Source organism: Leptothrix sp. (in: b-proteobacteria), from assembly GCF_965250675.1.
In the GTDB taxonomy this organism is placed as follows: domain Bacteria; phylum Pseudomonadota; class Gammaproteobacteria; order Burkholderiales; family Burkholderiaceae_C; genus Sphaerotilus.
Map to the genome: position 1 here is coordinate 93,691 of NZ_CBDFPH010000002.1, position 26,681 is coordinate 120,371.

The following is a 26,681-nucleotide window of genomic DNA, read 5'->3' on the forward strand; positions in this document are numbered from 1 at the left end:
GCGAAACCCATGCTCGATCTTCACGCGCATGTGCTGCCCGGCATTGATGACGGGCCGCGCACGATGGCGGAATCGCTGGCTTTATTGCGCGCGCTTCAGGACGATGGCGTGCAGCACGTGGTGGCCACGCCGCACATTTACCCCGGCATCTACGACAACACCCCTGCGCGCATTGCCGAGGTGTTTGCCGAGATGCGCGATCAAGCCGAAGCACAGGGCTTGACGATCATGCTGAGCTGGGGCGCCGAGGTGCGCCTGTGCTCGGAAATGCTGGACTGGCTGAGCCAGGACCAGCTCACCTGCCTGGGGCGTGGCACCGATGGTGTACGCACGGTGCTGGTCGAGATGCCTGACGGGCAGGTTCCCGTCGGAACGGATCGACTGGTGGCACGACTGGTGGCCAAGGGCCTGCAACCCCTGATCGCACACCCGGAGCGCAATCGCGCGGTGATGGAGAGCCTGAGCTACCTGGACCCGCTGCTGGAAGCCGGAGCTGTCGTGCAGTTGACAGCGGGTTCGTTGCTGGGCGAGTTTGGAAGCAAAGCGCAACTCACGGCCAGACAATTGCTGGACCGTGGTCATGGTGTGGCTGCAGTAGCCAGCGATTCGCATAATTTGCGAGGCCGCCGTCCACGCATGACTGCAGCGCGGGCATGGCTGGCAGAACACTACGGCGAGGCTCTTGCGCTGCAACTCACGGAGACCGGACCAGCGCGGCTGGTGGGCATCGGTCAAGTGGTGTTCGAGAGCACCGATGGCACGGTACTGCGCGATCTGCCCGCAGAAACAGCGCCGGGCAAATCACAGCAGGCACGCACCTTTGAATTAAGCGATTTTCCTGTCAACGGCCTGACCGCAAATCTTGCGCAGAAATCCGCCTCACTGGACTTCACGGAGGGCTGGAGTTTGAGCCCGGCACCTCAAGGAGTGCCCAAAGAAACACCCCGGACAGTTCCGGTGTTTGACAAGCCCGTCACAGCTGCCCCACTCGCTCCACCGGCTCCCCACTGCGTTCGATCAGAGCAAAAAAGTGATCCCATATGGTCAGTGGCTGATCTGGTGGGCATTGCAGACTTCATCGATACCCAGCCTGCGGCGCTGTCACGCCAAGCGCCACCACCACAACCCCCACCGCCAGTGGCGACCGTCAGACCGGTCGTGCACGCGCCTGTTCCTGCGCCTGCAGCACCTGCGCCGCAGGCACCCGCCGCCGATCAAGCCGCCTTGTCGGCAGCGCTGGCTGCCTTAGGCGCCAACAATGCCGCGCTAAAAGTACAGCCAGCGCCGGTGGCACCTCGCATGGACGTTCCGGTGCTCAATCAAAAATTGACGTCGGCAGTTCAAGCGCCTGAGGTGAAGGTGGTGCTGGACGCAACGCCCGTGCAGGCAGAGGTACGGCAAGAGCCCTCATTCGATTCACCTGCTACGCCATCAGCACACCCAATGCGTTCAACGCCCGCCAGTGCGACACCCGGCGTGTCGGCCAAGCCACGTGGTTTTGGACTTGGCGACTTCGAGCCCCTGGCGCCGCGCCAACGCTGACCCATGCTCAGACAAGATTCAACGGCTCGCACTGACAAACTGAAGCGACGCGGCAGCGGTCCGAGTCGTCTGGATTGCGCCAAGGCCGTCATGGCAGCACTGATTTGCACGGTGGCCACGGCGGCAGTCGTGCATGAGTCCAGCACCGTATTTGCTGCTGGCTGGACGACAGCCCTCTTGCGTGAGCGGCTGAACGACTGGGCACAGGAGCGCCAGGCCTGGACTCAGGAAGACTGGAATGCCGCAGAGCAAACGCTGACCCAGGCGATCCAATTGACGCCGCAGGACACCGTGGTGCTGGACCAGTTGACACAGCTCTACTCCATCCGGGGGCGCAAGGAATGGACAGGTGGTGAAGCCGGCTCGCCCGAAGTGGGCTGGTATGTGCGCGCCGCAGAGGTTCAGCAGCGTTCGATTGACCTTCGACCCTTGAACGCCATTGCCTGGGCCAATCTGGCGGTGTCGCAGAGTGCAGCAGGCCTGCCGCTTGACAAAGTCTTCGCGACCTGGCGCCGTGCCAACCAGTTGGGACCGCTGGAGCCAGAAGTAAGAACCACGCTGCAGGCACTGGTTTTACGGCACTGGAGCGACGCTCCAGTCGACGCGATTGCATGGATGGAACAGCGTGAGCCGGGTGTCAGCGCACGACTTGTCCGTGAGGAAAAGGTGCGACAGCAGCAGCAGTTGGAAGCCACGGAGGCGATTGCCGCAGCAGAAGCAGCATCAGTCGCTGCCGCAGTGCGCCGGGCGGCGATCAGTGCGGCGGCAGCCCGAGCCAAAGCCGCCGGCTACTGACTGCTGGCTTTGGTCACTCCGACCATAAAAAAGCCGCAGCGACTGCTGCGGCTTTTTCTCAAGTCAGGACAAGCCCTGACTGAGGGGTGCAGTTACACCGACTGAGTCTTGCGGCGGCGAGCCACGAAGCCCAGTGCGCCCAGGCCCGCCAGCATCATGGCCATCGATTCAGGTTCCGGCACCGGAGCAGCAGGAGCGTAGTCCAGCGCCAGCAACGGCTGGTTACCGATGTCATCCGTGGGGCCGTTAGCCAAACTCACCTCGATCGTGGTGGTGCCGGTAGGCACAAAGTAAGACTGCCAGCCAGAGGCACCAATGGGGGAGCCTGCATCAATCGTGCTCTGCGTTGTCCAAGTCGCAGTGCCACGCTCGGTGCTACCCGTGTAGAACTTGACGTTGGCCGAGTCAATAAAGCCACCTGCAGTGTCATAGTCGTAGCTGAACAACTGAAGCGCGAAAACATCACCCGCGGCCGATGGGGCATCCAGCAAGTTGACGCGATAGCCCACGTTGGAGCTGGAACCAGTGCTCAGCAGGCCAAAGTTGGAGCCGAAGCCTGCGCCAGCCGAATTGACCGTAAACTGGTATGTCGCAGAACTGGTGGGAACACCGTTCACGTCGAACGTCAGGTCCTCAACCACGTTAACTTGGCTGCCGTACGCTTGGCTGGACAACGTGCCAAAGTAGGCGTCAACAAAAACTGAAGGCGTGGGAGCCCAGCCAGTGGTGGAACCGCCCTCGAAGCCAGAATTGGACTGCGCGAGCGCCGTACCGCTCAGAACCACCGTTGCCGCTGCTGCGGCGATTAGTTTCATGAACATGAATACTCCTGATTTGAGATTTCGAACAATGACTCAGAAACATCTGAGCCTGCGTAAGAAATATATCAACTCACAGGTTCATTGTGTGGTTGTACGGCCCCCCCGTTCCGGGGGGCTGGGGGTAATTGCGACACTGCGTGGAGTACATCAGTTCAAAGCTTTTGGCCGATGAATGCCCACAGGAAACAAGTCACCCAGGCAGGGGCTGTTGCGTGAGTGCGGCGGTACGACCCAATCCAGCAAAAGCACATCCAATCGTGCAAAGCATCACTTCACTGCCATCGCGAGACCTTGACAAAATTCTTTTCAGTTGCCGAAAACCATTCAAAAAGGTCTGACCGCTTCATTCCCACTCGATCGTCGCTGGCGGCTTGCTCGACACGTCATAAGTCACGCGATTGATACCGCGCACCTCATTGATGATGCGGCCCGATACCCTTTTCAGCAGGCTGTAGGGCAGTTCAGCCCAGTCGGCGGTCATGAAATCGCTGGTCTGCACCGCACGCAGCGCCACCACGTAGTCGTAGGTGCGGCCATCGCCCATCACGCCCACGCTCTTGACCGGCAGGAAGACGGTGAAGGCCTGGCTGGTGAGGTCGTACCAGGTCTTGCCGGTGGCTTCGTCGACAGTCTTGCGCAGTTCTTCGATGAAAATGTGATCGGCGCGGCGCAGCAGGTCGGCGAAATCCTGGCGCACTTCGCCCAGGATGCGGACGCCCAGGCCGGGGCCAGGGAACGGGTGGCGGTAGACCATGTCGTGCGGTAGGCCGAGCGCCACGCCGAGTTCGCGCACCTCGTCCTTGAACAGCTCGCGCAGCGGCTCCAGCAGCTTCAGGCCCAGCGTGGCGGGCAGACCGCCGACGTTGTGGTGGCTTTTGATGGTGGCCTTCTTGCTGGCGGTGCCGCCGCTCTCGACCACGTCCGGATAGATCGTGCCCTGGGCCAGCCACTTGGCGCCCTGGTTGCCGTCGCCCTTGAGCTTGTTGGCCTCGGCCTGGAAGACCTCGACGAACTCGCGGCCGATGATCTTGCGCTTCTGCTCGGGATCGGTCACGCCCTTGAGGTGGCCCATGAACTGCGCTTCGGCCTGCACGTGTACGACCTTGGCGTGCAGGCGGCCGGCGAACATGTCCATCACCATCTGGCCTTCGTTGAGGCGCAGCAGGCCGTGGTCGACGAAGACGCAGGTGAGCTGATCACCAATGGCGCGGTGGATCAGCGCGGCAGCCACGCTCGAATCGACACCGCCGGACAGGCCGAGGATGACCTCTTCATCACCGACCTGGGCGCGGATGTGCGCCACGGCTTCGGCGATGTAGTCGCCCATGATCCAGTCGCCGCGACAGCCGGCGATGTCGCGCACGAAGCGCGTCAGCATCGCGGCGCCCTGCAGCGTGTGGGTGACTTCGGGGTGGAACTGCAGCGCGTAGTAGCCCTTGTCCTCGTTGGCCATGCCGGCGATCGGGCAGCTCGGCGTGCTGGCCATCAGCTTGAAGCCGGGCGGCAGCTCGGTGACCTTGTCGCCGTGGCTCATCCAGACCTTGAGCATGCCGTGACCTTCGGCAGTGGTGAAGTCGGCGATGCCGTCGAGCAGCTTCGTGTGGCCGCGCGCGCGCACTTCGGCGTAGCCGAATTCGCGGTGATCACTCCACTCGACCTTGCCACCCAATTGCACCGCCATGGTCTGCATGCCGTAGCAGATGCCGAGCACCGGCACGCCGGCGTCCCACACGGCCTGCGGGGCGCGCAGCTGGTGGTCCTCATACGTGCTGGCGTGGCTGCCGCTGAGGATGATGCCCTTGGGTGCGAACGACTTGATGAAGTCGTCGGTGACGTCGTTCGGGTGGATCTCGCAATACACGTGCGCCTCGCGCACGCGTCGGGCAATCAGCTGGGTGACTTGCGAGCCGAAGTCGAGGATGAGGATCTTGTCGTGGTTCATGTCAGTGACTCGTGTTCGATGTCGAATGGGTGCGGAAGTGGCGCAGCGCCAGCACGGTGGCGGTCAGCTGCAGCAGGGCGCACAGGAAGAACGGCGCGCCGATGCGCCAGTCGCCGCGCGGCAGGTGCGACACCACGCCCAGCAGCGCGGCACCGATCACCGGCGCGGCCACGGCAGTCAGGCTGTTGAGCCCGGCCAGCGCGCCGAGCGTGCTGCCCTGGGCGTGCGGGTCGGCGGCGTTGGAGACCAGCGTCTGGATGGCCGTGTTGGCCATGAAGCCAAAGACGTTCAGGCCGATGACGGCGTACATCATCCAGCCCTCGGTCGCAGCACCCCAGAGCGCGTAGCAGATCGACGAGGAAATCAGCCCGACCACCGCGATGCGCTGCGGCGTGCTGCGCTTGAGCGCCACGCGGATCAGGCCGCCCTGCACCAGCACCGACATCACGCCGACCGCAAACAGCGACCAGCCGTTCTGCGTCGGCCCCCAGCCGAACTTGAAGGTGGTGTAGAGCACCCAGGTCGTGTGCAGGATGAACTGCGCCAGACCCGACAGCCCGATCACCACCACCAGCAGGCCCACGCCGTGCAGGTCCCGCAGGCGCTTCAGCGAAGACACCGGGTTGGCCTTCTTCCAGTCGATCGGCGTGCGGCGGTCCACCGGCAGCGATTCCGGCAGCACGAAGATGCCGTAGAGCGAATTGAGGATCGCCAGCGTGCCGGCCACGAAGAACGGCAGGTGCAGGTCGATGCCGCCCAGCAGGCCGCCCATCACCGGCCCGAGCACGAAGCCCATGCCGAACATGGCGCCCAGCATGCCGAAGCGCTTGGCACGGTCTTCCGGCTGGCTAATGTCGGCCACGTAGGCTTGCGCCACCGCCGCATTGGCCTGCAGCGCGCCGCTGACCAGCCGGATCGCCACCAGCATCCACAGCGCGGTGGCCAGCCCGGTGACGAAGAAGCTCAGTGCCAGGCCGGTGAAGCCCAGCAGCAGCACCGGACGGCGGCCGTAGTGGTCCGACAGCGCGCCCAGGATCGGCGAGCCGAAGAAGTTGGCGATGCCGAACGCGAAGCTGACCACGCCATACCAGAAGGCGTGGTCGGCCTGCGAACCGGTGAACGTGCCGATCAACGGTGCGAGCACCGGAATGATCAGGCCGATCGACACCATGTCGATCAGCACCGTGATCATGATGAAGGGCATGGCCGCCTGGCGGCCTTTGGGCGCGGTCGGTGCTGCTGGCGCCGCAGAGGCCGTGGTATCCACTGGCCTCATCACTCCATGCGGTAGTTGGGCGCTTCCTTGGTGATCGTCACGTCGTGGACGTGGCTCTCACGGATACCGGCCGAGGTGATCTCGACGAACTCGGCGCGGTCGCGCATATCGTCGGTGGTCGCACAGCCGCAGTAACCCATCGAGGCACGCAGGCCGCCGGCCATCTGGTACAGGATGGCCAGCACCGAGCCCTTGTAGGGCACGCGGCCTTCAATGCCTTCCGGCACCAGCTTGTCCGCATTCGGGTTGGCGCCGGTGTTGTCCTGGAAGTAGCGGTCGGCGCTGCCTTGCTGCATGGCGCCGATGCTGCCCATGCCGCGATAGCTCTTGTAGCTGCGGCCCTGGAACAGCACGATCTCGCCTGGCGCCTCTTCGGTGCCGGCGAACATGCCGCCCATCATCACGGTGCTCGCGCCCGCGGCAATCGCCTTGGCGATGTCGCCGGAGTAGCGGATGCCGCCGTCGGCGATCAAGGGCACGCCGGTGCCGCGCAAGGCGGTGGCGACGTTGTCGATGGCGGTGATCTGCGGCACGCCCACGCCCGCGACGATGCGGGTGGTGCAGATGCTGCCAGGGCCGATGCCGACCTTGACGCCGTCAGCACCCGCCTCGACCAGCGCCAGCGCGGCTGCGCCGGTGGCGATGTTGCCGCCGATGACGTCGACCTGCGGGTAGTTCTGCTTGACCCAGCGCACGCGCTCGATCACGCCGTGGCTGTGGCCGTGGGCGGTGTCGACCACGATCACGTCGACGCCGGCCTTGACCAGCAGTTCGACGCGCTCTTCGGTGCCCTCGCCCACGCCGACCGCCGCGCCGCAGCGCAGCTTGCCTTGCGCGTCACGCGCGGCGTTGGGGAAGCTGGTCTGCTTGGTGATGTCTTTCACCGTGAACAGGCCGCGCAGTTCGGATTGGTCGTTCAGGACCAGCACACGCTCCAGCTTGTGCTGGTGCATCAGCGCCTTGGCTTCGGCCAGCGTTGCGCCTTCCTTGACGGTGATGAGGCGCTCGCGCGGCGTCATGATCTCGCGCACGGGCGCGTCCAGACGGGTCTCGAAGCGCAGGTCGCGGCCGGTGATGATGCCGACCACGCGACCGTCGTCGACCACCGGGAAGCCCGAGATGCCGTGGGCGCGCGACAAGGCGATGACCTCGCTCACGCGGGCGTTCGAGCCGATGGTGATCGGGTCCTTGAGCAAGCCGGACTCGTAGCGCTTGACACGCGCCACTTCAGCAGCCTGCTGCCTGGGACTGAGGTTCTTGTGGACGATGCCGATGCCGCCCTCTTGCGCAATGGCAATCGCCAGACGCGCCTCGGTCACGGTGTCCATCGCGGCGGACACCAGCGGCAGATTCAGTTGGATATTGCGCGACAGCGGGGTCGCAAGCGAGGTGTCGCGGGGCAACACTTGAGAGTACGCGGGGACCAGCAACACATCGTCGAAGGTCAGCGCTTTGCCTAAAAGGCGCATGGGAAGGGCTCCAAACGCAAAGCGCGATTATAGGGAGCGCTGGCCGCGCCTCCGGTGGCGCCCTCAGCGGGCTGCGCTGGTCTTGCTGCGGGCGCGCACACGACCACCCTCGCCCTGGGCGCGGTAGCGCAGCCGGCGTGACTCCTTGGGATCGACCTGCAGACCGCGACAGACCTCGATGCGGTCGCCGTCGCACAGCGCCACGCTGGCATCCACCCTGCGGCCCCACACGGCCAGGCCAAAGCTATCTTCCTGCTGCAATGGTGGATGCCGCTGCAGCAGACCGCTGGCGTGCAGCGCCTGCGCCACCGTGCTGCCGGCGGGCAACTCCAGCGTCATCAGCTCGACCTGACGCGGCGCCGGGCTGTAGGCCAGCTGGACGTGCAACACGTGCGGCATCAACGCTTGCCGTGGACCTGCTCGGCGCGGGCCACGAACGCGTCGACAAAGGTGTTGGCGATGCGGTCGAACACAGGGCTGACGACCAGCTCCAGCGGGCGGCTGGAGAACGCATAGCTCAGCTCGAACTCGACCCGGCAGGCCTGCGCGCCGCCGCCCGGCGTGGACGCAGCCGGCGTGCCGATGGGCGTGAAGCGCCACACGCCTTCGAGCCGGGAGAACGGCCCGTCCACCAACTGCATGGTGACCGACTGGCCGGTGACATGCGTGTTGCGGGTGGTGAAGGACTGGCGCACGCCGGCGTAGGACAGGTGCAGGCGCGCGGTCATGCTCTGGCCGTCATCGGCCAGCACTTCGGAGCGCTGGCACCACGGCAGGAACTGCGGATAGGCCGAAACATCGACCACGAGGTCATAGATCTCGCGGGGCGAGTACCAGAGCAGGACGGATTTTTTGACGTGCTTCATACAATGGCGCGATTCTAGGGAGGCTTGACGCCTCACCACCGAGCCCCGGATTCCCATGAGCATTGCCGAGAACAAAAAAGCGTTTTTCAACTATCACCTCGAAGAGCGCTTCGAGGCGGGCATCGTGCTGGAAGGCTGGGAGATCAAGGCCATCCGTGACGGCCAGGTCCAGCTCACCGACGGCTACGTGGTCATCAAGGACGGCGAGCTGTTCATGCTCGGCCTGCGCATCAACCCGCTGCGCAGCGCGTCCACCCACGTCAGCCCGATTGCCGACCGCACCCGCAAGCTGCTGATGCACAAGGCGGAGATCAAGCGCCTGACCGGCAAGGTCGAGCAGCGCGGCTACACGCTGGTGCCCATCAACCTGCACTACAAGGGCGGCCGCGTGAAGGTCGATGTGGCGCTGGCCAAGGGCAAGGACGAGCACGACAAGCGCAACACCATCAAGGACCGCGACTGGCAGCGCGAGCAAGGCCGCATCATGCGGCACAAGGTTTCCAGCAAGGACTGAGCAACTCAGCTGGCCGCGCGAGTCACACCCAGCCAGCGCAGCGACGACACCCAGCGCATGGCAGGCTGCTCCACCAGATGGTGGAATGCCGCACCTGCGGCGATGCTGCCCAGCCAGGCCGTCAGCACGCCCACCAGTTGCACGCCGGCATCCAGCGGCAGAAAGTGCGTGAACAGCGCATTGACGAGCAGGCACACCGGAAAGTGCACCAGAAAGATCGCGTAGCTGATCTGGCCGGCCCTGGCCATCAGCGCGGCGCCCTTGGTGGCACCGATGCGCCGGAGCGGCCAGCGCCAGCCCGCCAGCACCAGCGCCGTGGCGCCCGCCAGGGCGATGCGCGCGCGCCACTCGATCAGCAGCGCCAGCGCCACCAACAGCATCAACCCGACCGACCAGAACGCCGCCGGGCGCAAGGTGCCGCCGCGCCACCACGCCGCCAGCACGCCCAGGCCATAGGCGCCGAAGAAATAGGGCGCCGCCTCATCCCAGGCCGGCTCCAGGTTGAAGCCCAGCAGGGACACCGCCACCCCGGCCAGCACCAGCCACGGCGCCAGCGGCCAGCCCAGCGCCAGGCGCCGCTCCAGCACCGCGCTGCCCGCCAGCAGCAGCGCCAGCAAGGCAAACAACTGCAGGTCGATGGCCACGTACCAGACGCCAGCTGACAGGGCCTCGATGTCCAGCACGTCATGCAACAGCAGCAGATGCGCCAGCACCTGGCCAGCGGTGGCCGGATCGGACACCGATTCATGCGCCATCCAGCGCCGCGCCAGCGCCGAGGCGGCAATCGTCAGCCCCAGCATCACCGCATACGGCAGCACCAGCCGCAAGTAGCGCTGCCCCACCTGCCCGGGCAGCGACAGCCCGGCACGCCAGTGCCCCTGCGGCGCCAGCCGCTGCACGCACAGGTAGCCGCTCAGCACCAGGAACACCTGCACCGCCATGCGGGCGTTGTCCCCCAGCCAGGCGAACAGCGCTGGTGCCAGCGCGTCGGCGTGGTCGGACATCGGCCCGTAGAAGGCCAGGTGATGCAAAACAATCAACTGGGAAGCCACCGCCTTCAGTGCATCGATGTGCAGTTGGCGGTCTGGAGTCGTCTTGGCCATGCGGGTGAATCAGGCCAGCGCGCGCAGCGCCTGCTCCAGGTCGGCGATGAGGTCATCGACGTCTTCCAGCCCGATGCACAGTCGCACCAGCACGCCCTTGTACGGCGTGGGCAGACGGCGCAGCCGGGCGGCCTCGTAGGGCACGACCAGACTCACAGGCCCGGCCCATGACCAGCCGATGCGGAACAGCTGGAGCGCGTCGATGAAGGCATCCACCTGCACCTGCGGGTAGCGGGCGTCCATCTCCAGCGTGAAGATGCCGGCGGCCTGCTCGCACAGCGCCGCCCAGTGCTCATGCCCGGGCGAGCCGGCCAGCGCCGGATGCAGCACCCGCGCCACCTCCGGCCGGCCCTGCGCCCAGCGGGCGATGCGGCGCGCGGCCTGATCCTGCGCTGCATAGCGCAACGCCATGCTCGGCAGGCCGCGCAGCACGGCCGCCGCGTCATCCACACCGATGCCAAAACCCAGCCGCGCATGGCACCACGCCAGCTGGTCGTGCAGCGCCCGATCCCGGCAACCGACCGAGCCCAGCAGCACATCGCCGCCACCCGACGGGTACTTGGTCAGCGCGTGGGCCGTGAAATCGACCGCCAGATCCTCATCGCCCTCGCCCAGCGCGAACGGCTTGAACGCCAGCCCCGCGCCCCAGGTGTGGTCGATGGCAATCAGCGCCTGCGGCGCCTCGCGGCGCACGCAGCGGATCAGGTTGCGCAGGTCCGGAAACTCCATCGTCACCGAGCCGGCCGCTTCCAGCCAGACCAGCCTGGTGGCCGGTGTCAGCGCGGCCGACAGGCTGGCCACGTCCATCGCGTCATAGACCCGGTGCGTGATGCCCCAGCCGCGCAACTCGTGCTGCGTCAGGCTCAGGTTCGGGCCGTAGGCGTTGTCGGGCAGCAGCACCTCGTCGCCGCTCTTGAGCACCACCATGTCGATCAGGGAGATCGCCGACAGGCCGCTCGGCGTCAGCAGCAGATGCGCCGCGCCTTCGAGCGTCGCCAGCCGCGCTTCGAGCGTGAACGTCGTCGGCGTGCCCTTCAGGCCATAGGTGTAGCCGCTCTTGTCGATCCACTGCCGCTCGCGCATCGCCGCGACGTTCGGGAAGAACACCGTCGACGCCTTGTACACGCCCACGGGGATCGCGTCCCAGTCGGCCGGGGCCGTGTAGGGGTGGTGGATCAGCGTGGTCGACAGCTTCGGCTCGCTCATGCTTGCTCCGCCCGCCTTACAGCAGCTCGCCAACCAGATCGTGGCCCTGCGTGCCGACGATACGCACGCGGGCGAAGTCGCCCACCTTCATGGTTTTGGACGCCTTGGTGGGCGGCAGGATCTTGACGGTGCCGTCGATCTCGGGCGCGTCGGCGTAGGTGCGCGCCACGCCGCCCTTGCGGCCCATGGCCGGCGCGTGGTCGACCAGCACCTGCATGGTCGAGCCGATGCGGCGCTGCAGTTTGGCGGTCGACACGGCCTCGGCCACCGCCATGAAGCGGGCGCGGCGTTCTTCGCGCACTTCATCGGGCAAGGCGCCGTCCAGCAGGTTGGCCGGCGCGCCTTCGATCGGCGAGTAGGCGAAGCAGCCGGCGCGGTCGATCTGCGCTTCCTTCAGGAAGTCGAGCAGGTAGTCGAACTCGGCCTCGGTCTCGCCCGGGAAGCCGGCGATGAAGGTCGAGCGCACGACGATCTCGGGGCAGGCCTCGCGCCACTTCAGCAGCCGCTCGATGTTCTTCTCGCCGCTGGCCGGGCGCTTCATGCGCTTGAGCACGTCGGGGTGGGCATGCTGGAAGGGCACGTCCAGGTAGGGCAGCACCAGGCCCTCGGCCATCAGCGGCAGGACCTCGTCGACGTGGGGATAGGGGTAGACGTAGTGCAGCCGCACCCAGGCACCGTGCGCACGGGCCAGCTCGCCGAGCTTGGCGACCAGGTCGAGCATGCGCGTCTTGACCGGCGTGCCGTCCCAGAAGCCGGTGCGGTACTTGACGTCCACGCCGTAGGCGGAGGTGTCCTGGCTGATGACCAGCAGCTCCTTCACGCCGCTCTCGAACAGCGCGCGCGCCTCGCTCAGCACGTCACCCACCGGGCGCGACACCAGGTCGCCGCGCATGCTCGGGATGATGCAGAAGCTGCAGCGGTGGTTGCAGCCCTCGCTGATCTTCAGGTAGGCGTAGTGGCGCGGCGTGAGCTTGATGCCCGCAATGCCTCGGGCTTCGGGAACGAGGTCGAGGAAAGGGTCATGCGGCTTGGGCACGTGCAGGTGCACTGCATCCATCACCTCCTGGGTCGCATGCGGGCCGGTGACGGCGAGCACGCTCGGGTGCATCTGCTTGACGAGGTTGCCACCCGTGTCGCCCGCCTTGGCGCCCAGACAGCCGGTAACGATCACTTTGCCATTGGCGGCCAGCGCCTCGCCGATGGTGTCCAGGCTCTCGCGCACCGCGTCGTCGATGAAGCCGCACGTGTTGACGATCACCAGATCAGCGCCCTCGAAGGTCTTGCTGGTGGCGTAGCCCTCGGCGCTGAGTTGCGTCAGGATCAGCTCGGAGTCCGTCAAGGCCTTCGGGCAGCCAAGGCTCACGAAGCCAATGCGCGGGGCAACTGAAACAGGGGTGGAAATGGGGGATGCGGTGTCGCTCATGGGCGCAATTGTCCCAGAGTCGACCCGGCGCTATGCTCGCGGCCGCATGAAACTGGCTCCCGACCCCGATCACACCCGCCCCGCGCGCCGTGCGCAATTCGTCACGCTGAGCATGGGTTTCGGCCACGGCCAGCGCTTTCTGGCGACCTGGGCGGCGTGGCGTGCCGACCCGCAGCGCAGTGAGCGGCTGGTGGTGATCACCATAGAGCCACAGCCGCTGACGCGTGCGGCACTGATCGCCGCGCTGGCCCCAAGCGATCAGCCTGAGTTGGCCGCGCCGCTGATCGCCGCCTGGCCGCCTGCGACACCGGACCTGCATCTGCTGGACTTCGACGCCGGGCGTGTGCAGTTGCGGCTGGCCGTGGGCGAGGCTGGCGCGTGGCTGCCGGCGCTGCAAGCCGAGGTAAATTTTTTCGATCTGGGCGAGCACGCACCGACCGAAAAACGCGAGATCGAATCCCTCAGCAAACAACTCGCCCGCCTGGCCGCGCCGGGGGCGACGCTGAACCTGCAAGACACGGACGACGCGCTGCGCGCAGGTCTGGCGGCGCAGGGTTTCGAGATCGATGCGGCCCTGCACGCCACCTACCGCCCGCGCTTTCGCGCCCCGCCTGCGCTGGCGTTGCGCGATGGCCCGCAGGGTTTGAAGGCCGACCAGCGCCACGCGCTGATCATCGGCGGCGGCCTGGCCGGCTGCGCCGCAGCCCGGGCGCTGGCCCGGCAGGGCTGGCACAGCACGGTGCTGGATCGCCAGCCCAGCCCGGCGATGGAGACCAGTGGCAACGCCGGCGGGCTGATGCACGGCATCTTCAACCAGCCCGACAGCCTGCACAGCCGCTGGTTTCGCGCCGCTGCGCTGCGCACGACGCAACTGGCGCAAGCCGCGGTGGCGAGCGGCCGGGTGCAAGGCCGGCTCGACGGCTTTCTGCGGCTGGAAAACAAGCTCGACACAAACGCCGCCTCAGCCCGGCTGCTCAGCAGCAGCCTACCCACCGACTGGCTGCAATGGCGCGATCAAACCGCCGCCAGCACCGCAGCCGGCTGGCCTTTGCCGAGCGGCGGCTGGTGGTTTGCCAGCGGTGGCTGGCTGGCACCGGCGCAGTGGGCCGCGGCGATGCTGGCGGAGGCGCAGCAGGCAGGCTTGGCCGATTGGCGCGGCAGCGTGGCCGTCAGCCGCGTGACCCAAGACACGAGCGGCGACTTGCAGGCGCTGGACGCCCACGGCAACGTCATCGCCCAAGCGCCCGTGCTGGTGCTGGCCGGCGGCCTGGGCAGCCTGGCGCTGTGCCCCGAGGCGGCGCAGCGCTGGCCGATGTCGGCGGTGCGTGGCCAGACCACCGTGCTCACGCCCGATCAAGCCCGCGCGCTCGGCGCCACCACGCCACCGGGCGTGCCACTCGCCGGCCAGGGCTATGCGCTCGCCCTGCCCGACGGCCGCCTGATGCTGGGCGCGACCAGCCAGCATGACGACTCCGAACCCGGCCTGCGCGCCGCCGATCATCTGCACAACCTGCGGCGCGCCGCCGCGCTGGGCTTGCTGGACATGGAACGCGTCGAGGCCTGGGCCGCCAGCGGCCCACTCGATCAGCTCGATGGCCGCGTTGGCTGGCGTGCCATCACGCCGGACCGGCTGCCGGTGGTCGGGCCGCTGGTCGATGCTGCAGCATTGCAGGCCCTGCGCACTGAGACCGGCCGGCGCCAGCGGCTTGATGCCGCGCGCCACCTGCCGCGGCTGCAGGGCGCCGCGCACGGGCTGTACGTGATGAGCGGCCTGGGCTCGCGCGGCATCACCAGCGCAGCGCTGGCGGGCGAGTTGCTGGCGGGCTGGATCAGCGGCGCGCCCTGCCCCGTGGCGCAGGATCTGCGCGATGCGCTCGATGTGGCCCGGTTTTGCGTTTGATCTGCATCGATCGCACCGGCAGTGGCAAAACTAGAATCCACCGCCAATGACCATCACAACGACACTCCGACTTCCCCAGCCCGCCCACGCCCAGCGCCTGCCGGCCCACATCAGCGTCGAGGCCATGGAGCGCGTGCGCCAGGCCGCCTACACGCTGCCGCAAGTCGTCAAACCGAGCGACTACCTGCCCGACAACAGCCCGGGCCTCGAAGAACACCTCGACACGCTCGGCCTGATCCAGCTGCAGCGCCTGGTGCCGGGCTCCCGCCCGAGCCGCTGGATCTCGCCCACGCTGATCGACGCCGCGCTGCGCCATCTGGACGCCGTGGGCAGCGGGCGCGGCGTGCTGGCCGTGATGAACGAGCGCAGCACCACGCTCGAATCACTGGGCATCCAGCGCGAAGGTGACGGCTGGATGCGCCTGGCCACCCAGGTGCTGGTACTGCACGACGCCGACCCGGACGCCGCCGAGGACGACCGCGACTGGCGCCTGCCGGTCAACCACCTGCTGCCGCTGGAGGCAGAAGAAGTCTGGACCTTCTACCGCGACGGCGACAAGCCGCGCCTGCTGCGCGCGCTGCAGGCGCCCGGCCTTTACGTGCACGCGCCAGAGTTGCTCGCGCACCTGTCGACGCTGCTGATGCAGGCCGACGCGATCAACCCGTCGCGCATGGCCTCGCTGCTGCCCGGCCTGCAGACCGAATGCGCGCTGGCGCAGCCGCTGGAGACGCTCAAGGTCGCCTGCACCCGTGCGCTCGACCGCTGGGCCAACCGTGTCAACGAGTTGGAAACGCTCGACGACCTGAGCGATGAACTCGGCTTCCAGGGCTACCCCGACAGCTTCGCCCCGGCGCGCAAGCTGCAGCGCAAGGTGACGCTGTTCGTCGGCCCGCCCAACAGCGGCAAGACCTACCAGGCCTTCGAGCGCCTGGCACAGGCCGAGAGCGGTGCCTACCTGGCTCCCCTGCGCCTGCTGGCGCTGGAAGGCCGCGACCGGCTGGTCGGGCGCGGCGTGGCGTGCTCGCTGCGCACCGGTGAGGAAAACGTGCCGGCCGAGGGCGCGCGCGTCATCTCCAGCACCATCGAGATGATCAACACCCGCGACACCATCGAGGTGGCGGTGATCGACGAAGCGCAGATGATCTTCGACCCATCGCGCGGCTGGGCCTGGACCCAGGCGATCGTGGCGGTGCCGGCCGAAGAACTGCTGATCATCTGCTCCGACTACGCCGTGGCGGCGATCGAGAACCTGCTCGGCCTGTGCGGCGAGCGCTGTGTGGTGCAGCGCTTCGAGCGCAAGCAGCACGTGCAGCTGCTGCCCGCGCCGGTGCCGCTGAACGCGCTGCACAAGGGCGACGCCATCGTCGCCTTCAGCCGCCGCGAGGTGCTGATGCTGCGCGACCAGGTGGCCGACCAGGGCAAGAGCGTGTCGGTCATCTACGGCGCACTGCCGCCCGAGGTGCGCCGCCGCGAGGCCGAGCGCTTCGCCACCGGTGAAACCCAGATCCTGATCGCCACCGACGCGATCGGCATGGGCCTGAACCTGCCGATCAAGCGCGTGCTGTTCTCGACGCTGACCAAGTTCGATGGCGTGGCCGACCGGCTGCTGGAAGTGACCGAAGTCCACCAGATCGCCGGCCGCGCCGGCCGCTACGGCCTGCACGAAGAGGGCTACACCGGCGTGCTCAAGGAAGCCGAGCCGACCGCAGGCCGAACGCTCAAGGAGCTGCTGCCCAAGACACCGCGCGCGCCGCGCCACTTCAAGGCGTCGGTGGCGCCCAACTGGTGGCACATCGACACCATCGCGCACCGCATGGACAAGTCGTCGCTGCGCGAGGTGCTGGGCATCTTCATGGAGCAGCTCACGCTCGACAACGCGCACTTTCAGGTCGCCGAACTGGAACAGATGCTGGAGTTGGCCGCTGCGCTGGATGAGCGCGCCGGCAAGCTGACCCTGCGCGAGCGCTTCATCTACGCCCAGGCGCCGGTGGACATGCGCAGCGCCGGGCTGATCGACCAGTACCTCGGCTGGGCCGAGCACCACGCCCGCCACGGCAACGCCGGCAACGCGTGGTTCCTGCAAGATGTGGACAGCCGCAGCCGCCTCGACCGCATGGAGCAGGGCCTGCGCGCCTGCACCCTGTGGCTGTGGCTGGACCTGCGCTTCCCCGGCGTCTACGGCCAGATGGACGAGGTGGTGACGCTGCGCGCCGAACTCAACGACGGGATTGAGCGCCAGCTCAAGGGCAAGCGGCCGCTGTGGCAGGCGCGGGGTGGGAAACGGGGGTAAAGCCCAAATCCCCCTCGGTCCCCCTTTGTCAAAGGGGGAAGGAATTACCCCAGCAACCCCGGCAACCCGCTCGCCCGCCGCGTGCGCCGCTGCACCGCACCCGCCAGTACCGCCGCATCGGCGGCCACCAGCGTGAAGGCCTGGCGGGCACGGGTGATGCCGGTGTAGACCAGCTCGCGCGTCAGCACCGGGTTGGCGCGGGGCGGCAGCACCAGCACGGTGTGTTCGAACTCCGAGCCCTGCGATTTGTGCACTGTCATCGCATAGGCGGTCTCCACCGCCGCCAGCCGGCTGGCGAGCACCGAGCGCGGCGTCTCACCGTCCAGGAACCAGACGCGCGGCGGTGCGGCGCCGAACTTGAGCGTCACGCCCACGTCGCCGTTGAAGACACCCAAAGCGGCGTCGTTGCGCGTGACCATCACCGGCCGGCCTTCGTACCACTCGCCGCTCCTGGCAATGTGGCCGAGCTGGCGCAGCCGCACCTCGATGGCCTGGTTCAGGCCGGCCACGCCCCACTCGCCCTCGCGCACGGCGCAGAGCAGGCGCGAGCTTTCGTAGGCGCGCAGCACCGCGCGCACCCAGTCGAGCGGCGCGGTGCCGTCGTCCGGTGGGCGCTGATGCAGCACGGCCAGATATTCCAGGTAGCCGCGCCTGGCTGATGCGTGGCCGCTGCGGCCCTTCAAGGCCAGCTCGACCACCGCAGCGGGCTGCTGCGGCTGCAGCCAGCGCAGACTGCCGTCGCTGCCTTTATCAACGTCACCGCGCAGCACGGCCATCGCGCCTTCCGCGTGGCCCGCGTTGACGGCCACGGCCAGCTCGCCAATCGCGCCCTGAAAACGCCGGCTTTCGCGCAGCATCACGGTCTGCTGGGCCAAGGGCGGAGCGTGACCGCTCGCCTGCAGATAGCGCTCGGGCAGTGCCTCGCCAGTGCAGGCCTGTGCCCAGGCGGCGGTGCTGGCGTCGTAATGACCGCGGGCCGCGTGCGCGCACAGGTCGCCCAGCACCGCGCCAGCTTCGACTGACGCGAGCTGGTCCTTGTCGCCCAGCAGCAGCAGGCGGGCGCGGGGCGGAAGGGCGTCGAGCAGCGCGGCCATCATTTCCAGATGGACCATCGAGGCCTCGTCGACCACCAGCACATCCACATCGAGCGGCTGGCCGGCGTGGCGGGCGAGGTGGCGCGTGTCGGGCCGGGCGCCCAGCAGCTTGTGCAGCGTGAGCGACTGCGACAGGCGCTGGGCCAGCAGCGGCCAGTCCAGCTCACCGGGCAGGGCCTGCTTCAATTCATCCAGCGCCTTGTCGATCGACTGCTTCAACCGCGCCGCCGCCTTGCCGGTGGGCGCCGCCAGCGCGATGCGCAGGCTGCCGGGGTCGGGGTGGACGGCGAACAGCAGCGCCAGCAGCCGCGCCACGGTGTAGGTCTTGCCGGTGCCCGGCCCGCCGGTGATGAGCGCCAGCCGGCTGCGCAGCGCCACGGCGCAGGCCAGGCGCTGCCAATCGAAGGTGTCAGGCGCGCGGGGGGTGAACAGCTTGCCGAGCCAGCGGCGCACCTGGGCCGGATCGGGCGGCGTGTCGTCAGCGGCCGGGGCGACGCGCGCCAGCACGGCACGCGCCACAGCCTGCTCGTCGCGCCAGTAGCGGCGCAGGTAGAGGCGCGGGCGGGCGGCGTCGCCGTCAAGCACCAACGGTGTGACGCCCGCACCCGCTTCGGCCACGGCACCACTGGCGAGCAAGGCGGCGTGCCAATCCGCAGCGTCCGCCGGCAAACGGGCCAGCACCGCGACCAGCGCCTGCTGCGCGGCAGCGGGGCCGTCAAGCCAGAGTTCATCGGCGGGGCCTTGCAACGGCGGCGGTGCAGCGGCGAACAGGTCGTCTTGCGTGCCGGCGGCCGGACGCAGCGCCAGCAGGTCGGCCAATTCCAGGCAGGTATGGCCGTGGCCCTCGCGTTGGGCGAGCAAGGCGGTGGCAAGGAGCAGCTCCGGCGCGGCGTCGGGCAACTCCTGCGCCAGCAAACGCGCCAGCGCCAAGTCCAGCGCACGCAGCCAGCCGGCGTCGCACCAGCGCTCCAGTTCCAGCAGCAGTTCAGCGGCGGTCATGCGCCCTCCTCCACATCGGCCACGGCATCGTCGAGCACACCGTCCAGCGCATCCAGCAGCGCCAGATCGACCGGCAGATGCACGCAGCCCGCTGCCGGCCCGTGGTGGCCACGCAGGAAGTAATAGATCGCGCCGCCCAACTGCGTGGCGGGGTCGTAGGCCTCGCCCAGCCGGGCGCGCAGCAGGCGGTGCAGAGCCAGCTGGTAGATCGCCGCCTGCAGCTCGTAGCGGTGCGTGAGCATGGCCGCCTGCAACGCGGCGGGGTGATAGGCGGCGTCGCCATCACCCAGGTGGTTGGACTTGTAGTCCATCACCCAGTAGCGGCCGTCGTGCTCGAACACCAGATCGGCAAAACCCATCAGCAGGCCGCGCAACTCTCGTGGCGCCAGCACCGGGCGCGCCACGCCGGGCCAGAGGTGCTGGCGGCACAGCGCGTCCAGCGCGGCGCTGCGCAGCAGGGCGGCGGGCATCCAGAACTCCATCTCGGGCAGCAGGTGGCTGACGTCGGCCAAGGTCACGCCTGATCCGCCCAACGGTGGCAGCGGCGTGGCCAGCAGCTGCTGCAGCCAGGTCACGACGCCCTCGGCGCGCTCGCCGTGGCCGGCGCGTTCGCAGCGGCGCGTCAGTGCGGCGATGCCGCCGGGCTCCTCAATCCGGCCCCAGCCTTCTTCGGCCAGCCACTGCAACTGCTCGTGCAGGAAGTTGCCTGGTAGCGCGCCGCGCGGGAAGCGGTGATGGATCTGGGCGTCATCGACCGCAGTCATCGCCACGCTGCCTTGCGATTCACGCAGTTCCTCGCGCATCTGCCCTTGACGCAGTCCGTCGGCCCAGGCGGAGGACAGCTCGACCTGCAGTACCTCGGCCTCGCCCAGGTCGCGTACCAGCCCCGAGAAGCTGGCGATGCCCCAGCGGCGCTCGAACTCGGCGGCATAAACCGGCGCATCGACCAGCGCTGCCGCCGCGCCCGGCCGCTCCCAGCGGCTGAGCGGCGCAGATGCGTCCAGGCGCTGCAGCACGATCTGGCCCGGTGCGGCGTCGCACCACGCCTGCAGCAGCGGCTCGACCGCGCTGCACAGCACCTTGACGCCGCCGTTGAGCAGGTGGCCGAGCGCGCTGGCAGCGAGCTTGCGGGCGTCGTCCGACTTGGGCTCCTTGTGCAGGCCGACGCCCAGCCACAGCGCATGGCGGGCGCGGGTGAGCGCCACATAGAACAGGCGCAGGTCCTCACGCAGGCGTTCGCGGTTGGCGGCGTCGAGGCTGGCTGGTTGCAGGCCGAAATCGAGCGCGCGGCTGCCGTCGGCATCGGCCCATTCGACGAACTGGCGGCCACGCCGCGACACCTCGCGCACGTTCTGCGCAAACGGCAGAAACACCAGCGGATATTCCAGCCCCTTGGACTTGTGCACCGTGACGACCTGCACCAGCCGGGCGTCGCTCTCCAGCCGCACGATGCGCTCGTCGCCGGGCGCGCCGGCGGCAATCTGCTCGGCCAGCCAGCGGATCAGGCCCTGCTCGCCCGCCACCTGCGCGCTGGCGGCCTGCAGCAGTTCGCCCAGGTGCAGCATGTTGGTGAGGCGGCGCTCACCGGAGTCACTGGAATCTGCCGCCTCCAGCGCCACGTCATCGTCTGCCGGCACCATCAGCCAGCGCGCCGGCAGGTGCAGTTCATGCAGCGAGGCGCGGATCATGCTGAGCACGCCCTGGCGCTGCCACAGGCTGCGCAGGCGCTGCAGTTGCGCCAGGCGCGCTTCCCACGCGGCCTCATCGTGCACGTGGGCCGCCAGTTCTTCCAGGCTCAAGCCCAGCGTGGCGCTGGCGTAGGCGGCACGAGCCAGGTGGGCATCGCGCGGCGAGGCCACGGCCTGCAGCCAGCGCAGCAGGTCGGCAGCCTCGGTGCCGGCGAAGACGCTGTCCTGGTCCGACAGGTAGACCGACGCCACGCCGCGCTGGCGCAGCGCGCGGCGCACGGCGGCGGCCTCGAAGCGGTCGCGCACCAGCACCGCCACGTCGCTGGGCTGCAGGCGCTTGAAGGGCTGGTCGGCCTCGGCAAAGCCGCAGGCGCGGTCGTTGAGCAAGGCGGTGATGGCGGCAGCGGCGTGCTGGGCCTGCTGGCGTTGCAGCAGGCCGGCTTTCTGGGCCTCGGGCAGGTACTGCAGCGTCAGCGCGGGCACGACGCCGGCCGAAGATTGAAACTGCTCCGGCCGGCCCTTGGCCTCGACCGGCTCGAAGGGCAGCGCCAGCTTGCCATCCAGCCCGAGCGCAAACGCGCCGGTGGTGGCGGCGGTGGCGTTGGGCGTCAAAGCAGGATCGCGGTCTTCGGCCTGCTTGAACACCGTGTTGACGGCGGCCACCAGCGGCTTGGTCGAGCGGAAGTTAGTGCCCAGCACGTAGTGGCGCCCGGTGGTGGCGTCACGCGCGGCCAGGTAGCTGTAGATGTCGGCGCCGCGAAAGCTGTAGATCGCCTGCTTGGGGTCGCCGATCAGGAACAGCGCCGTGCCAGAGTCGTTGTCAGCCACGCGGTAGAGGCGGTCGAACAGGCGGTATTGCAGCGGCGAGGTGTCCTGGAATTCGTCGACCAGCACGACCGGGAACTGGGCGCGGATGCGTTCGCGCAGCTGCTCGCCGTGGTCCGTGGCCAGCGCGGCGTCGAGGCGCTCCTGCAGGTCGGCAAAACCGAAACGGCCGGCGCGGCGCTTGAGCTGGTCCAGCCGCGCGGCGATGCCGGCGGCGGCGTGGCTGAGCAGCCGTTGCGACAGCGGCGGTCGGGCATCGAGCGTGGCTTGCAGCGCCAGCAGTTCGGCGATGCCGTCCGGCCAATCGACGAAAGCACCGTCCTTGACGCACTCATCCAGTCCGGCCGGCGCCAGGCGCTTGCGGGCGCTGTCGGACAGCGCGAAGGCTTCGGCCTCGGGTTGGCTGGCCCAGTCGCGCACCATGGCCAGCCACGGCTTGTAGTAGCGCTCCTGCAGCTTGCGGCCATCGATGGACTTCTTGTGGCGATGGAGCGCGGCGTTCAGCCCCTGCTCGATGGCATCGGCCTTGTCGACCCAACCGACCTTGAGCGCCGCCAACTCCGCCGCCCGCTGCGCCTGAACCTGCTCCCACCACGCGTTCAGGCTGAGCCGGCCGGGCTGGGCGGGCAGCAGATCGAGCCGCGTCAGCAGTGGCGCGACCTGTTTGTGCAGCACCTCGACCTGGCGCCAGGCCTGCAGCACGGCGTCGAGCGCGGCGCCCTGCAGCGGGTAGACCTCGCTGCGCCAGTAGTCGTGCACAGCCTGCTCGCGGCGCTCGGCCTCGTCGGCTTCGAGCTCTTCGTCGAACAGGTTGGCGCTGTCGAAGGCGTGCTCGCGCAGCATGCGCTGGCACCAGGCGTCGATGGTGTGCACCGCCGCGTCGTCCATCGCCTCGGCGGCCAGCGCCAGCCGGTAGGCGGCTTCGCGGCGCGGGGCGGCGTCGGGGTAGTCGGCGTGCAGCGCGCGCAGGAAATCATCGACCTCGCTCAGCGCGATCTCGTCGCGAAAGCAGCGCGCGGCCTCGTTGAGCCGTTGGCGGATGCGGTCGGACAGCTCGCGCGTGGCGGCGCGGGTGAAGGTCATGACCAGGATTTCGCTGGGCAGCAGCGCGCGCGGTGGCGCGGTGCTGGCGGTGCCGTCGCCGGCCTCATCCGGCGTGCCATGGCCCAGGACCAGGCGCAGGTAGAGCGCGGCAATCGTCCAGGTCTTGCCGGTGCCGGCGCTGGCTTCGATCAGCCGGCTGCCCCGCAGCGGCAGCGTCAGGGGTTGGAGCGTCTGGGTCATGGCGCGTCGGCGTCGTCGGCCTCGTCAGGATCGTTCGGGTCGAAGGGCACGGCCTGCGGCAGTGGCTCGACGCGGATGTGCCGCTGCGTCCAGTCCAGCAACGGGCGGTAGAGGGCTTCGGCCCAGGTGGCGAAGGCGTCCGGCTCGGCGCTGATCGCCGCCCAGTCGGGGTAGAGACGCGCCAGCGCGGGCTCGTCGCGCTCGGGCCAGCCGCCATAGCCCCCTTCCTGGCCGTCGTAGGTTTTCTGGGCGGCGTCCAGCGCGTCGGTCGACCAGGCATCCGGCTCGTCGGCCTCGCGCAGGCCGGCCAGTGCACTGCGCAACGCCACCGGCAGGATCTGGCCCAGGCCGTGGTGCCAGGCCTGCAGCAGGTCGGACAGCACCTGGCACGCAGTGTCGGGGGCCGGCGGCGTGAGGCGCAGCATCACGTCGCGCCCGATCAGCAGGCCTTGCAGCGCGTGGCCGCAGGCGCTGGCGGTGAGCATGACCAGCCAGGCGTCGAGCAGCTTGTCGGGCCGCAGATCAGCCGGGCCGGGCTTCGCGTCTTTCTTCTTGGCCGGGCTGCACAGCCGCGTCGCGGTGGCCTGCAGCCAGACCGGCTCGTTCATCTCCGGCCCGATGCACAGGCCGTCGATCCAGTCCTGCAGGTGCAGCGTCTGCAGGCCATCGGGCGAGGGGGTCTTGAAATCGATGGCGAGCGGGCGCACCAGCTCGGGCAACGCGCGGCGCTGCTGCTGCCACTGCGCCAGCATCGGCAGGCTGGCGCGGGCAAAGCCGGCGCGCCAGCGTTGCCCCGGCCCGGCCAGCGGCAACTGGCCCTGGCGCTGCAGGCTGGTGGTGGCGTCGTGCAGCCAGCGGCCCAGGTCCTGCGAATCGGCCTCGCCCGGCAGGGGCGGCGGCAGGCTGCGCAGCACGCCGCGCAGCAGCAGGGTTTCCTCCAGCGCGTCGAGGCTGAGCGGTTCCTCATCACTGGCAGTGGCGTCGGGCTCGCGCAGCACCACGTCCAGGCGCTGGCGCAGGTGCTCGGCCACCGGGCGGCGCAGGAAGGACTGCAGCCGGCCCAGCTGCAGCGGCATCAGCTGGCTGAGATCGGGCGGCGGCAAGGCCATGGCGGCGCCGCTGGGCGGGGCGTCGTGGGCGCTGCGCCATTCGCGGGCGTAGGTGCGCAGCTCGGCGCGGGCCTCCCCTGATGGCTCATCGGATGACACCTCGAAGTAACGCCGGCTGAAAGGCTGCAGCGGGTGCTCGAAGGTCAGTGCCTGCAGCAGCGGCGCGCCCCAGGCGGCAGCGATGTAGTCGCGCAGTTGCGCCACCAGCAGCGACGGCGGCTGTTCGGTGTTGTCGCGCACGCTGCGCGCCGCCCAGCTGATGTGCAGGGTGCGGCGGGCGCTGAGCAGGGCTTCGAGCATCAGCATGCGGTCATCGTCGCGGCGGGCGCGGTCACCGGGGCGGCGCTGGCCGGGCAAGGCGAGCAGATCGAAGTCGCTGCGCGGCGCGCGGCGCGGGTAGTCGCCGTCGTTCATGCCCAGCAGCGCGACGATCTGGAACGGAATCGCCCGCATCGGCATCAGCGTGCAGAAAACCACGCCGCCGCTCATGAAGCGGTTGCCGAGGCCGGGCTCATCGACCGCATCCAGCCAGGCCTCGCGCAGCACGGCCAGCGGCAGGGCTTCGTCCAGAGCCGCGCCCGCGCAGGCATCGGCCCAGCGGTCGAGCGCTTCCTGCAACGAGGCTTGCAGCAGGCGCTCGTCCTCGTCGACCGGTTTGAAGAAGCGCGCCAGCAAGGCGTGGCCACGCTGCTGCCACTGCGCCGGACGGGCAGGCGTGCTGGCGAGCTGCCACCACGACTGCAGCGCGTCCACCAGCAGCGCCAGTGCGCCGGCCACCGCTGCGTCGAGCCCGCCGACTTCGTCGTAGGGCGCGATGTCGTGCCAGGGCGTGACGGCGGCGGCATCTGCAGCATCCACGTCCCGGCGCAGATCGCCGCAGGCGTAGCCCAGCAGCATGCGGCGCAGGCCGAACAGCCAGGTGTTGGCGTCGCCGCAGGCGGCCAGGCCGAGGCTGGCGCGCTGGGCCTCGTCCAGCCCCCAGCGCACGCCGGCACCGGCCAGCCAGCGGGCGGCCAGCGCCAGGTCGTCATCGCCCAGGCCGAAGCGGTGGGCGAGCGCGGGCACGTCGAGCAGGTCGCGCAGTTCGCTGGCGGTGCAGCGCTGCTCGGTGATGCGCAGCAGCCACTCCAGCGCCACCAGCATGGGCTGGCGGCCGCGGGCGCGCAGGTCGGTGATGTCGTAGGGAATGCGCCGGGCGTCGGCCGGGCCGTGCTGGCCGAAGACGGCGCGGATCAAGGGCGCGTAGGCGTCGATCTCAGGGACCATGACGACGATGTCGCGCGGCGCCAGATCGCCCGCAGCCAGATGGCCGAGCAGCTGGTCGTGCAGTACCTCGACCTCGCGCAGCGCGCTGTGGCAGAGGTGGAAGACGACCGAGCGGTCGCTGGAATCGAGCGGCTCGCCCTGCAGCGCGGCATGCTCGGCCAGCGGCACGGCGTCGCGGATGCGGGCCTGGATCTGCGTCAGCAGCGTGTCGCCGTCGGACTCGTCGAACAGCGGCACGCGCAGCGCCTCGGGCTGGCCGGCGGCGGTCTGCATTTCGTCGAAGTGGTCGAGCGCGCGCAGAAAGTCGCGCCCCTGCCGGCCCCAGGCGGCCAGCAGCGGGTGCGCCTGGGCGTGGGCGTCCGCCAGCGGCAGCGCGGCCAGGTCGGCGCCGGGCCGGGCAGGCTGGTAGCGGCGCGCGGCCTGCAGCAGTTCGCGGCCGTCGATCATGTCGGCCCAGTGGTACTGGCAGGGGTTGGGCACGGCCAGCAGCACCTGGCTGTGCAGCGACAGCGCGGCCAGCGCCTCCAGTGTCTGCAGCGGCAGGTGGCTGTGGCCGACCAGCACGACGCGGCGCGGCAGCGGGCGCCTGGGCGCCTCGCCCGCCTGCAGCGCAGCGACGAAGCGGGTATGGACGTCGGCACGTGAGGTCGGGCCGGCAGCGTCGTTTTCGTCGCCGTTCAGATCGAGCAGCAGCGCGCGCCACAGCTGCGCCTGCCAGCGCTGGTCGGGCGGCAGCGGGGTCGAGGCGTCCATCTCGTCGCGCCCCACGGCCCAGGCCTGCAGCCAGTCGGCGCGGTAGATCTGGTACTGGTCGTAGAGGTCGGCCAGGCGGCGGGCAAGCTGCAGGCGGCGGGCCGCGTCACCGGCGGCGGCGTGATCGGCGGGCGGGCCGGCCAGGAACTGCGCCAGCGGCTCGAAGCCGGGCTGGCGCGCCAGCAGCGGCAGCAGGCGCATCAGGCGCCAGGCGAGCGGTTCCTTGTCGAGCGGCGAGCGGGCCGGCGCGGCCTCGCGCCCGAGCTGATGGCGGTAGGCGCGCCACAGGAAACGCGCCGGCAGCTCGACCCGGGTGGCGGCGCAGACGCCGGTGCGGCGCGCCAGCGACATCTTCAGCCACTCGGCGATGCCGTTGCTCTGCACCAGCAGCACTTCTTCTTCAAGCGGCCCGAGCGGCTGGGACGCCAGCCAGCTGAAGACCGTCTCCTGCAGCAACTCCAGCCGGTTGCCGTGCAGCAGGACGAGGCCGGGACGCAGCGCAGTGGGGCTCGCCAT

Annotated in this window: 17 protein-coding genes; 5 read left to right on the plus strand and 12 right to left on the minus strand. The window is 68.9% G+C overall.

Going from position 1 to position 26,681, the window contains the following annotated elements; all coding sequences use genetic code 11:
* Nucleotides 1–9: 9 nt before the first annotated feature.
* Both AC5IG3_RS04585 and AC5IG3_RS04590 read left to right on the plus strand, forming a co-directional pair.
* On the plus strand, nucleotides 10–1,542 hold the full coding sequence (locus AC5IG3_RS04585) for a tyrosine-protein phosphatase (RefSeq protein ID WP_491905127.1): 1,533 nt from the start codon (nucleotides 10–12) through the stop codon (nucleotides 1,540–1,542).
* A gap of 90 nt (nucleotides 1,543–1,632) precedes the next feature.
* The gene (locus AC5IG3_RS04590; protein ID WP_491905128.1) at nucleotides 1,633–2,337 is read left to right on the plus strand and encodes a hypothetical protein; all 705 of its coding nucleotides are present in this window, start codon (nucleotides 1,633–1,635) and stop codon (nucleotides 2,335–2,337) included.
* Nucleotides 2,338–2,429: 92 nt separating this feature from the next.
* Here AC5IG3_RS04590 and AC5IG3_RS04595 read toward each other — a convergent pair whose 3' ends face one another.
* The 6 genes from AC5IG3_RS04595 to AC5IG3_RS04620 form a co-directional block, all read right to left on the minus strand.
* Nucleotides 2,430–3,158, minus strand: coding sequence for a PEP-CTERM sorting domain-containing protein (locus AC5IG3_RS04595; RefSeq protein ID WP_491905129.1), 729 nt, complete (start codon nucleotides 3,156–3,158; stop codon nucleotides 2,430–2,432).
* A 343-nt stretch (nucleotides 3,159–3,501) separates the two neighbouring features.
* Complete coding sequence (gene guaA / locus AC5IG3_RS04600; protein ID WP_491905130.1) at nucleotides 3,502–5,100, minus strand: glutamine-hydrolyzing GMP synthase; 1,599 nt, start codon at nucleotides 5,098–5,100, stop codon at nucleotides 3,502–3,504.
* A gap of 1 nt (nucleotide 5,101) precedes the next feature.
* Nucleotides 5,102–6,376, minus strand: coding sequence for a TCR/Tet family MFS transporter (locus tag AC5IG3_RS04605; RefSeq protein WP_491905131.1), 1,275 nt, complete (start codon nucleotides 6,374–6,376; stop codon nucleotides 5,102–5,104).
* A complete protein-coding gene (guaB, locus tag AC5IG3_RS04610) occupies nucleotides 6,376–7,845 on the minus strand; it encodes an IMP dehydrogenase (protein WP_491905132.1) in 1,470 nt (489 codons plus the stop codon). Before guaB ends, AC5IG3_RS04605 begins: the two co-directional genes overlap by 1 nt.
* Before the next feature lie 63 nt (nucleotides 7,846–7,908).
* A complete protein-coding gene (locus AC5IG3_RS04615) occupies nucleotides 7,909–8,244 on the minus strand; it encodes an RnfH family protein (RefSeq protein WP_491905133.1) in 336 nt (111 codons plus the stop codon).
* A complete protein-coding gene (locus AC5IG3_RS04620) occupies nucleotides 8,244–8,711 on the minus strand; it encodes a type II toxin-antitoxin system RatA family toxin (protein ID WP_491905134.1) in 468 nt (155 codons plus the stop codon). Before AC5IG3_RS04620 ends, AC5IG3_RS04615 begins: the two co-directional genes overlap by 1 nt.
* Nucleotides 8,712–8,766: 55 nt before the next feature.
* Between AC5IG3_RS04620 and smpB the strand changes: the two genes are divergently transcribed.
* Entirely contained in the window at nucleotides 8,767–9,225 is a 459-nt protein-coding gene (smpB, locus tag AC5IG3_RS04625; RefSeq protein ID WP_491905135.1) for an SsrA-binding protein SmpB, read from the plus strand.
* Nucleotides 9,226–9,230: 5 nt separating this feature from the next.
* Here the strand turns inward: smpB and AC5IG3_RS04630 are convergent, their stop codons facing one another.
* From AC5IG3_RS04630 to rimO, 3 genes are read right to left on the minus strand one after another with little or no spacing between them, the layout of a single operon-like run.
* Nucleotides 9,231–10,328: an acyltransferase family protein gene (locus tag AC5IG3_RS04630; protein ID WP_491905136.1), complete on the minus strand. Its 1,098-nt coding sequence runs from the start codon at nucleotides 10,326–10,328 to the stop codon at nucleotides 9,231–9,233.
* Nucleotides 10,329–10,337: 9 nt separating this feature from the next.
* The gene (locus AC5IG3_RS04635; protein WP_491905137.1) at nucleotides 10,338–11,534 is read right to left on the minus strand and encodes a PLP-dependent transferase; all 1,197 of its coding nucleotides are present in this window, start codon (nucleotides 11,532–11,534) and stop codon (nucleotides 10,338–10,340) included.
* Between the two features lie 16 nt (nucleotides 11,535–11,550).
* A complete protein-coding gene (rimO, locus tag AC5IG3_RS04640; RefSeq protein ID WP_491905138.1) occupies nucleotides 11,551–12,957 on the minus strand; it encodes a 30S ribosomal protein S12 methylthiotransferase RimO in 1,407 nt (468 codons plus the stop codon).
* Nucleotides 12,958–13,003: 46 nt separating this feature from the next.
* Here rimO and mnmC1 point away from each other — a divergent pair, with 46 nt between their 5' ends.
* Nucleotides 13,004–14,857, plus strand: coding sequence for an FAD-dependent 5-carboxymethylaminomethyl-2-thiouridine(34) oxidoreductase MnmC1 (mnmC1, locus tag AC5IG3_RS04645; protein ID WP_491905139.1), 1,854 nt, complete (start codon nucleotides 13,004–13,006; stop codon nucleotides 14,855–14,857).
* A 46-nt stretch (nucleotides 14,858–14,903) separates the two neighbouring features.
* Nucleotides 14,904–17,147 carry a helicase-related protein gene (locus AC5IG3_RS04650; protein ID WP_491905140.1) on the plus strand — a complete coding sequence of 748 codons (2,244 nt, stop codon included), beginning with the start codon at nucleotides 14,904–14,906 and terminating at the stop codon, nucleotides 17,145–17,147.
* A gap of 44 nt (nucleotides 17,148–17,191) precedes the next feature.
* Here the strand turns inward: AC5IG3_RS04650 and recD are convergent, their stop codons facing one another.
* Genes recD through recC form a run of 3 tightly spaced genes read right to left on the minus strand, consistent with a single transcriptional unit; the run spans nucleotide 17,192 to nucleotide 26,681 of the window.
* The gene (gene recD, locus AC5IG3_RS04655; RefSeq protein WP_491905141.1) at nucleotides 17,192–19,240 is read right to left on the minus strand and encodes an exodeoxyribonuclease V subunit alpha; all 2,049 of its coding nucleotides are present in this window, start codon (nucleotides 19,238–19,240) and stop codon (nucleotides 17,192–17,194) included.
* Nucleotides 19,237–23,037 carry an exodeoxyribonuclease V subunit beta gene (recB, locus tag AC5IG3_RS04660; protein WP_491905142.1) on the minus strand — a complete coding sequence of 1,267 codons (3,801 nt, stop codon included), beginning with the start codon at nucleotides 23,035–23,037 and terminating at the stop codon, nucleotides 19,237–19,239. The genes recD and recB overlap by 4 nt, the downstream gene beginning before the upstream one ends.
* The gene (recC, locus tag AC5IG3_RS04665; RefSeq protein WP_491905143.1) at nucleotides 23,034–26,681 is read right to left on the minus strand and encodes an exodeoxyribonuclease V subunit gamma; all 3,648 of its coding nucleotides are present in this window, start codon (nucleotides 26,679–26,681) and stop codon (nucleotides 23,034–23,036) included. The genes recB and recC overlap by 4 nt, the downstream gene beginning before the upstream one ends.

Coding starts and splice junctions, on each gene's coding strand:
- AC5IG3_RS04585 (WP_491905127.1), top strand. CDS start 10: ATGCTCGATCTTCACGCGCATGTGCTGCCCGGCATTGATGACGGGCCG.
- AC5IG3_RS04590 (WP_491905128.1), top strand. CDS start 1,633: ATGGCAGCACTGATTTGCACGGTGGCCACGGCGGCAGTCGTGCATGAG.
- AC5IG3_RS04595 (WP_491905129.1), bottom strand. CDS start 3,158: ATGTTCATGAAACTAATCGCCGCAGCAGCGGCAACGGTGGTTCTGAGC.
- guaA (WP_491905130.1), bottom strand. CDS start 5,100: ATGAACCACGACAAGATCCTCATCCTCGACTTCGGCTCGCAAGTCACC.
- AC5IG3_RS04605 (WP_491905131.1), bottom strand. CDS start 6,376: ATGAGGCCAGTGGATACCACGGCCTCTGCGGCGCCAGCAGCACCGACC.
- guaB (WP_491905132.1), bottom strand. CDS start 7,845: ATGCGCCTTTTAGGCAAAGCGCTGACCTTCGACGATGTGTTGCTGGTC.
- AC5IG3_RS04615 (WP_491905133.1), bottom strand. CDS start 8,244: ATGCCGCACGTGTTGCACGTCCAGCTGGCCTACAGCCCGGCGCCGCGT.
- AC5IG3_RS04620 (WP_491905134.1), bottom strand. CDS start 8,711: ATGAAGCACGTCAAAAAATCCGTCCTGCTCTGGTACTCGCCCCGCGAG.
- smpB (WP_491905135.1), top strand. CDS start 8,767: ATGAGCATTGCCGAGAACAAAAAAGCGTTTTTCAACTATCACCTCGAA.
- AC5IG3_RS04630 (WP_491905136.1), bottom strand. CDS start 10,328: ATGGCCAAGACGACTCCAGACCGCCAACTGCACATCGATGCACTGAAG.
- AC5IG3_RS04635 (WP_491905137.1), bottom strand. CDS start 11,534: ATGAGCGAGCCGAAGCTGTCGACCACGCTGATCCACCACCCCTACACG.
- rimO (WP_491905138.1), bottom strand. CDS start 12,957: ATGAGCGACACCGCATCCCCCATTTCCACCCCTGTTTCAGTTGCCCCG.
- mnmC1 (WP_491905139.1), top strand. CDS start 13,004: ATGAAACTGGCTCCCGACCCCGATCACACCCGCCCCGCGCGCCGTGCG.
- AC5IG3_RS04650 (WP_491905140.1), top strand. CDS start 14,904: ATGACCATCACAACGACACTCCGACTTCCCCAGCCCGCCCACGCCCAG.
- recD (WP_491905141.1), bottom strand. CDS start 19,240: ATGACCGCCGCTGAACTGCTGCTGGAACTGGAGCGCTGGTGCGACGCC.
- recB (WP_491905142.1), bottom strand. CDS start 23,037: ATGACCCAGACGCTCCAACCCCTGACGCTGCCGCTGCGGGGCAGCCGG.
- recC (WP_491905143.1), bottom strand. CDS start 26,681: ATGGCGAGCCCCACTGCGCTGCGTCCCGGCCTCGTCCTGCTGCACGGC.